This is a genomic window from Nonomuraea basaltis (assembly GCF_005893125.1).
GTDB classification, from domain to species: domain Bacteria; phylum Actinomycetota; class Actinomycetes; order Streptosporangiales; family Streptosporangiaceae; genus Nonomuraea; species Nonomuraea basaltis.
The window spans coordinates 1-7,457 of record NZ_VCJS01000378.1 but is presented as its reverse complement, the minus strand read 5'-3'; the positions used below and the strand labels follow the sequence as shown (position 1 = coordinate 7,457).

Here is a 7,457-nt window from a genome sequence, read left to right as displayed (position 1 = left end):
GCTCGTGGAACCGGCACCATCGGCGTGACCGCCGACGCGGGTGCCTGCCCGAAACCGCAGATGAAGATCAATAAATCACTCAGCCATCACGCTCGGCGAAGCCACCAGAACGCGTGAACTATCGAGGCTTGTGTCGCCATGGCTTTTCCTTTTCTCGTGGGTTACCGGATGTCACCCCCGATCTCGCCGCCTCCTTTTCGAAAAGACGTGTTTCCCTTTTCGGTTTCAACGATCGTCGTGTTTGACGGCATTCTGGTATCTCCAGCTCACCTCGCTGTCAGCGACAAATCAACCCACGGCGGAAACAATTCACCTGACCATTCGTCAAGGCGTTACAGAGGAAGCGGGGCGCAGCGCAGGGAGCGTGCCGAAGCGCTGCCGCGCGACCCACATCATTTGCGAAATCGGCTTTGTCTCGCCTCTCTTGTCCATGAGCGGCGCGATTCCGTCACACCAGTGCGCCTCGTTTGCGGGGCAGCAGTGCCAGGGCGCCCAGGTACAGCACGGCGGCCACGATGAGCAGGCCCTTGTAGCCGATCACCAGGGCCGCGTATTCGAGGCAGCCGCCCACCATCGCCCCCAGCAGGTTCGCGCCGAAGGAGGTGGTCGCGTCGGCCGTGTCGGCGAAGCGCTTGGCGAACACGACGTTCGCGGCGAAGATCGGCAGGAACGCCACCGTCACGGCCGCCACCGCGCGCAGCGGCAACGGCAGCGACAGCAGCCACTCGTTCGGCACCAGCCAGGCCAGCAGCAGGCCCGCGAGCAGGACGCCGTACATGACCGGCAGCGGCGGGACGCGGAAGCGGCGGGTCACCTCGACGGCGGCGAGCACGGCGACCAGCACGCCGGCGAAGACGATGGCGTTGACCACCCAGGTGGTGCCGAACAGCAGGGCGAAGCCGGTGACGCTCTTGGTCTCCAGCAGCATGAAGGCCACGCCCAGGAGGAAAAGGTCCGCGTACGGCCGCATCCGCTGGTACGGCCCCGCCACGACGCGGACGGCGAGCAGGCTGACGATGAGGATCAGGCCGAGCGTGATGATGTAGATCGGCGGGATCGTGGCGTCCTTGAGGTAGAGGAAGGGCCGGTCGTCGTTGGCGGGCTGCGGCGTGCCTGCGGCGGCCCCCGGCCATTCGGCGGCGCAACGCTGGTCGGCCGCGGTGACGCCCGCGGTGATCACGGCCTGCTGGCCCGCGGTGCTGACCACGTCGACGCACGGCTTGTGGCCGAAGGCGCGCTGCATCGTCGAGGCCAGCCGGTCGACGAGCCAGCTCTCGCGGTAGTAGTTGTACATCGAGAACGTGCCGCCCGGCTTGAGGTGGTCGCGGGCGGCCCGCATGGCCTCCTCGGTGAACAGGTAGCTCTCCAGCCGCAGCGAGCTGGCCCCGGAGACGAGGGTGAGCGAGTCGGGCAGGGCGAAGAGGATCAGGTCGTACTTGTCGCCGGCACGCTCGAGGAAGGCGCGGCCGTCGGTGACGTGAGTGGTGACGCGCGGGTCGTCATAGGGCCGGTCGGGATGCACCGAGCCGCCGAGCTCGCGCAGCTTGGGGTCGATCTCCACGGCGTCGACGCGGGCCGCGCCCTTGGACAGCGCGATCGCCACGTCGGTGCCGCTGCCGGCGCCGACGATGAGCACGTCCTGCGGGGGCTTCGTGGTCCGCTCGTACGGCAGCCCGTACTGGCGCTCCCATTGCAGGCGGGCGGCGGCGGGCACGGCCTGCTGGTGCGGGATGCCGTTGACCGCGATGTCGGTGACGGCGATGCCGAGCTGCTGGAGCTGCTTGAACGTGACCTTGTAGTACGGCGACCAGATCGCCCCGGCGGTCAGCGTCTCGGCCAGCAGCAGCCCCACGACGACCAGCGAGGGCACGGTCACCAGCCCCGCGTACAGCGCGCGCGGCCTGGGCACCAGCAGCACGCCGAAGCAGATCGCCGCGATCAGCCCCCAGAACACCGGCGGCGCGCTCAGGAACGACAGCGCCGTGAACGCCGCGATGCCCGTGAGGCTGCCGATCAGGTCGTAGCGGTAGGCCTCCAGGCGCGGCAGCTCGGGAAAGCAGCGGCCGACGAGCTCGGCGGGCCCCATGACCACCAGCGCCGCGGCGCAGAAGATGACCGGCAGGATCAGCCACGCGGGCGGGCCGCTGGTGGACAGGCTCGTCCAGTAGAGGACGCCCTCGGTGTTCCGGTCGACGGTCACCGGGAAGGTCAGCACGACCACGACCAGGACGGCGAGCACGACGGGCGAATAGTACGGCTGCCGCCGCGACCGCCCCACGCGCAGGAAGCCGAGCCCGATGCCCAGGAACGAGCCGAGCAGCACGAAGTTGGTGAAGTAGCTGAGGTGGACGATGTTGGACCCGGTCCACCGGATCAGCGCCAGCTCAAGGAAGAGCATGAAGGCGCTGGCGAGGATGAGCCTGGGCCGCACCGCCAGCCAGTGAGCCTTTTCTCCGTCGTCGACCGGCTTCTGCGCCTGGAGCGTCATGTTGCTTCACCGTAGTGAACAGACCGAAAACAAGGAAGCCTGACGAGCCAGAACAAATGTCGTCCGCTTCGTGGCGTTTGAGGTGTTCTTGCAGGTCAAAACCCCTGGAATGCACTGGACGCGCACCGGCTGATGAAGGAATGTTGGGGGGTTCGTTTCCCTCCACAACGTTCGGTGGTGACACCATGCGGGTCCTGATCCAGCTCCGCCCCTCCCCCGATCTGGTCGCGGCCGTGGCCGACCCCGGCCAGACCGCCACCACGGCCGACGTCGCCGACGGCCTGCCGGGCGTCGAGCTCGACGCGGCGTTCGTCCCCGTGGCCCTTCCCCGGCCCGTTCCGGCGGCGGACGGCGATCCCCTCTCGCTCAACCAGCCGCTCGACTTCTCACTGGCCGCCGAGGACGCGTCCGTGCTGGTGCGGGGCACGATCTCGGACGACGAGCTGGCCTCCAGGGTCACGCTGCTGCCCGCGCTCAGACCGGACGTGGCGGGCATTTTCGCTGACCCGGTCATCGAGTCCACGCCCACGTGCGGCGGCGATCCGCCGGTCGGCGACTGGCGCGACGTCGAGCGGTTGCTGAACGTGGCCGGGCTGCACGCTGAGGGGCTCGACGGCGCCGGGGTGGCGCTGGCCGTGCTGGACACCGGCGTCAACGCCGCCCACACGGCCAGGCAGCTCGGCCGGGGCGTCACGCTCGACGCCGATCGGTGCTGGAGCCCGCCGGGCGTGCCGGGCAAGCCGGGCGAGTTCGAGGTGGACCACGGGACGATGTGCGCGTTCGACTCGCTCATCGCCGCCCCGCACGCCTCGCTGATCGACATCCCGCTGCTGCTGTCCACCCGGCCGGGCGGCTCGGCGCTGGACGGGCTGCTGTCGGACGCGGTGGCCGCGTTCGCGCACCTGCGTACCGTGCTGGACGCCCAGCCGGCCGAGTCGCGGGCGCTGGTCGTGAGCAACTCGTGGGGGTCGTTCTCGCCCGAGTGGGACTTCCCCGTCGGGCATCCGGGCAACTACTCCGACAACGCCGCCCATCCGTTCAACCTGATGGTGGCCGCCCTCGACCGGGCGGGCGCCGACGTGCTGTTCGCGGCGGGCAACTGCGGGCAGGAGTGCGCGGACGGCCGGTGCGCCTATCCGAACCGGCCCATCGTCGGCGCGAACTCCCACCCGAAGGCCCTGTCGATCGGCGGCATCGACGTCAACGGCGAGCGGGTGGGCTACTCCTCCCAGGGGCCGGGGCGGCTGACCGCCCGCAAGCCGGACATCTGCGCGTACACGCATTTCCTGGGCTCCAAGGCGTTCGGCGACGACGCCCCCGACTCGGGGACCTCCGCGGCGACGCCGGTGGCCGCCGGGCTGGTGGCGGCCGTGCGGACTCACTGGCCGGCGGCCGCGCTGTCACCGGCCCAGCTGCGGGCGCTGCTGCGGAGGACCGCGGAGGACCGCAGCGAGGTGGGGTTCGACTACGCCTACGGGTACGGGATCGTGGACCCGGCCGGGATCATCGCCGCCCTCCAGCGACGGGCCAAGAGCGCGGCCTGAGCCCTCTGGCTAGGCGTTCTCCCGGTTGAACACGCGGGTGCCGATCGTGAGGCTGACCACGGCGAAGACCGCGGTCACCGCCACGCCGACGCCCACGGTGCCCGTCAGGTACCGCCCCTGGAACAGGTCGCGCAGCGCCTCCAGGACGTACCTGAACGGGCTGATGTGCGAGATGGCGTCGAGCCAGCCCGGCGCCATCGACATCGGCAGGAAAGCGCCGGACAGCAGGACCAGCGGCACCACTGCCGTGGTCATCACCGGCGCGAAGAGGTGCTCATTGATGGTGAGCGCGACGGCGTACGACAGCGCCGCCAGGCTGACGCCCAGCACGACGACCAGCACGAGCCCGCCCAGCAGCCCCGGCACCGGCGCCCGCAGGCCGAACGCGAAGGCCACCGCCAGCAGCAGCACCGTCTGGATGATCAGCGTGACCGCGTTGTTGAGCACTCGCCCCAGCAGCAGTGCCAGCCGGCTGGCCGGGGTGACGCGCATGCGCTCCAGCACGCCGGAGCGCATCTCGAAGAGCACGCCGAACCCGGCCAGGCCCATGCTCAGCAGCCCGAGCTGGACGATCAGTCCGGGCACCAGCGTCTCCCACGTGCCGAAGGTCGTGAAGATGGGCCCGAACAGCACCAGGAACAGCAGCGGCTGGATCACGCCCAGCACGATGCCGAACTTCTGCCGCAGCGTGATCCGCACGTCGTGCCGGAACAGCACCCAGGTGTCGCGCAGCATCACGCGCCCACCTCCTCGCGCAGCGACCTGCCGGTGATGTCGAGGAACACGTCGTCGAGCGTGCGCCCGCCGGTCTTCAGCTCCGCAGGGGCGCCCTCTGCCACGATCCGGCCGTGGTCGATGATCAGCACCCGGTCGCAGAGGGTGTCGGCCTCGTCGAGGTAGTGGGTGGTGAGGAAGACCGTGATGCCCTTCTCGGCGCGCAGCGCGCGGATGTGGTCCCACAGGTGGGCCCGGCTCTGCGGGTCGAGGCCGGTGGTCGGCTCGTCGAGGAAGAGCAGGGCCGGCTCGTGCAGCAGGGCGAACGCGATGTCGAAGCGGCGCCGCTGACCGCCGGACAGCGCCTCGGGGTAACGGGTGTCGAGACCGGTCAGCTCCAGCTCGGCCAGCACCGTCCGGGTCCTGGGGGCGGCCTCCCGGCGGCTCAGGCCGTACAGCATGGCCTGGAGCTCGAGCTCGTCCTTCAGCGGCGTCCCGGGCAGGATCGCGCCGCTCTGGGACACGTAGCCGATGCGCCTGCGCACCTCCCGAGGATCGGCGAGCAGGTCGTGGCCGGCCACCGTGGCGGTGCCCGACGTGGGCTTGAGCAGGGTGGTCAGCATGCGCATGGTCGTGGTCTTCCCGACTACGGGTCTAGGGCACATAATTGAGGTAGAACCACCGAAAACCGGCAAAGCGAAGGGACGGGAACCATGGGCAAGCTTCAGACCGCAGCAGAGCAGACCGCCACCAGCGTGAGCAGGCACGCCACCACCCCCGAGCAGCCGCGTTGGGTGGTGGACTACACGCGTAAGAGCCTGGACAAGGCCAAGACCGGCGATGGGGTGAGCAGCCAGCACGAGGAGAATCAGGAGCTGGCCGATGAGTTCGATCTGGGCGAGATCCGGGTTACCTACAGCGACAACGACGTATCGGCCTACCAGGATGTAGAGCGTCCGGAGTACCTGCGCATGCTGGCGGACATGCAGGCAGGCAGGATCGGGATCATCATCATCTGGCACGCCAAGCGGCTGCACCGCAAGGTGGAGGAGGTCACCCAGTTCATCAAGATCGCCCGCGCCAGCAAGGTCCGGTTGTTCAGCGTGGCTCGCGGGGGTGAGTACAACCTCAACAAGCCTCAGGGCCGCAGGGATCTCATCAACGACACCAACGAAGGCGAGTACGAGTCGGGCGAGCGCGGGGAACGGGTGGCGTTGGCCCGCAAGCGCCAGGCCCGCAACGGTGATTGGGGCGGCGGCGTACGCCCGTACGGGTGGGGCGTGGACACCGGCCGCGTCCGGTCCGTGTGCGTCAACCCCAAGGCCCCGACGCTGGAGCGGATCTACGAGGACCGCCCGGTACTGGACGTGACCCAGCACAACGAGGCGGAAGCAGCCGAGATCAGGCGATGGGCCGATGATCTGTTGGCCGGGGTCAAGATGGCTCACGTGCTGCAAGATCTCGCAGAGCGGAGCGTGCCCACCGTGGCGCAGACCGACGCGCGCACGATGAAGCGCGGAGGCAAGCAGGTCAAGCACGACGGGTGGAACAGCCGCAGCATCCGGCAGATTCTGATGCACCCGCGTACGGCCGGGCACGCCGTCTACCGGGGTGCGATCATCAAGCACGACGCTTTCCCGGCGATCATCCCGGATCTCAAGTGGCGAGCGCTGATCACGCTCTTGGAGGACCCGCGCCGCAGGACCGCGCCGTCCAACACGCCCAAGTGGCTGGGCAGCCTTCAATTCCTGTGCGGGCAGTGCGACGACGGCACGACGACGATGAGCGTGCGCTACACCGACAAGGGCGTTGCGGTCTACCGGTGCCGCACCAAGGGCCATTGCCTGACACCCGCCGTCGAGGCGGACGAGTACGTCACGCAGGCCATTATTGAGCGGCTGTCTCGCGATGACGTGGCCGACCTGTTGCCCGTCAACTCCACCGTCGACCTTGAGGAGTTGCGGGATCGGATCACCGAGTGCCAGAAGGCCAAGGAGTCGGCGGCCCGCCTGCTGGCCCGCCGGATCTTCGACGAGGAGCAAGCCGCTATCGCATCGCAGGAGGCGGACGAGGAGCTTGCCGAGATCCGCAAGCAGATCGACGCCGCCACCAAGAGCAGCCCGCTTGCCGAGTTCGCCACCTCCGACGACGCCGCCCAGACGTGGAAGGGACTGAGCCGGGGCCGCAAGCGCGAGATCATCGCCGAGTTGGTCACCGTCCGGTTGCTCCCCGCCGGACGCGGACACCGGCCGACGATTGAGCAGCGCGTCATGATCGAGCCGGTAGCGGTGCCGCAGGCAGCGTGAGCACACACGCCACGGCCCCGTCGCAGTCGTGACGGGGGCCGGATCATGTTCTCGCCGCTCACGGCCGGGGGCGCAGCAGCAGCGCCAGCCGTTCCCGCTGACGGCGCGTTAACGGTGGCCAGGCCGCCACCATGGCCCGCACGTGTTCGGCCAGCCGTCGTTTCTCCGCCACCGCGCACCGTCTCTCACACATGCCATCCCCGCAGCCGTCCTGATCAGGGCAGACCAGCCGACCATCCGGAGCTGTCTGTCTGTCTCGCACGTCCATCTCTGCCGCCTCACCCGACCGGGCAGGCCACCCCTAGCGGCCCCGCGCAGTCGTCAGCGCAGGCCAAAGCCAGGGCACGGCCGCCCTCGTGATCGTTAATTGGTGCTGTCTGGCAGCGGCCGGGCAGCCCACCCACC

Annotated in this window: 6 protein-coding genes; 2 read left to right on the top strand and 4 right to left on the bottom strand. The window is 69.2% G+C overall.

Annotated elements, in window-relative coordinates; translation table 11 throughout:
* Positions 1-448: 448 nt before the first annotated feature.
* Positions 449-2,488 carry a spermine/spermidine synthase domain-containing protein gene (locus EJK15_RS65920; protein WP_138720377.1) on the bottom strand — a complete coding sequence of 680 codons (2,040 nt, stop codon included), beginning with the start codon at positions 2,486-2,488 and terminating at the stop codon, positions 449-451.
* A 185-nt stretch (positions 2,489-2,673) separates the two neighbouring features.
* Here EJK15_RS65920 and EJK15_RS65915 point away from each other — a divergent pair, with 185 nt between their 5' ends.
* On the top strand, positions 2,674-4,032 hold the full coding sequence (locus tag EJK15_RS65915) for a S8 family peptidase (protein ID WP_138720376.1): 1,359 nt from the start codon (positions 2,674-2,676) through the stop codon (positions 4,030-4,032).
* Positions 4,033-4,041: 9 nt separating this feature from the next.
* Here EJK15_RS65915 and EJK15_RS65910 read toward each other — a convergent pair whose 3' ends face one another.
* Positions 4,042-4,767, bottom strand: a complete 726-nt coding sequence (locus EJK15_RS65910) for an ABC transporter permease (RefSeq protein WP_138720378.1) — start codon at positions 4,765-4,767, stop codon at positions 4,042-4,044.
* Positions 4,767-5,411, bottom strand: a complete 645-nt coding sequence (locus EJK15_RS65905) for an ABC transporter ATP-binding protein (protein ID WP_138720375.1) — start codon at positions 5,409-5,411, stop codon at positions 4,767-4,769. The genes EJK15_RS65910 and EJK15_RS65905 overlap by 1 nt, the downstream gene beginning before the upstream one ends.
* 48 nt (positions 5,412-5,459) lie before the next feature.
* Here EJK15_RS65905 and EJK15_RS65900 point away from each other — a divergent pair, with 48 nt between their 5' ends.
* Entirely contained in the window at positions 5,460-7,052 is a 1,593-nt protein-coding gene (locus EJK15_RS65900) for a recombinase family protein (RefSeq protein WP_138720374.1), read from the top strand.
* 58 nt (positions 7,053-7,110) lie between these two features.
* On the opposite strand, the gene EJK15_RS76980 is transcribed toward EJK15_RS65900, so the two are convergent.
* The gene (locus EJK15_RS76980; protein WP_276615603.1) at positions 7,111-7,245 is read right to left on the bottom strand and encodes a hypothetical protein; all 135 of its coding nucleotides are present in this window, start codon (positions 7,243-7,245) and stop codon (positions 7,111-7,113) included.
* Positions 7,246-7,457 lie beyond the last annotated feature (212 nt).

Coding starts and splice junctions, on each gene's coding strand:
- EJK15_RS65915 (WP_138720376.1), top strand. CDS start 2,674: ATGCGGGTCCTGATCCAGCTCCGCCCCTCCCCCGATCTGGTCGCGGCC.
- EJK15_RS65905 (WP_138720375.1), bottom strand. CDS start 5,411: ATGTGCCCTAGACCCGTAGTCGGGAAGACCACGACCATGCGCATGCTG.
- EJK15_RS65920 (WP_138720377.1), bottom strand. CDS start 2,488: ATGACGCTCCAGGCGCAGAAGCCGGTCGACGACGGAGAAAAGGCTCAC.
- EJK15_RS65910 (WP_138720378.1), bottom strand. CDS start 4,767: ATGCTGCGCGACACCTGGGTGCTGTTCCGGCACGACGTGCGGATCACG.
- EJK15_RS65900 (WP_138720374.1), top strand. CDS start 5,460: ATGGGCAAGCTTCAGACCGCAGCAGAGCAGACCGCCACCAGCGTGAGC.
- EJK15_RS76980 (WP_276615603.1), bottom strand. CDS start 7,245: ATGTGTGAGAGACGGTGCGCGGTGGCGGAGAAACGACGGCTGGCCGAA.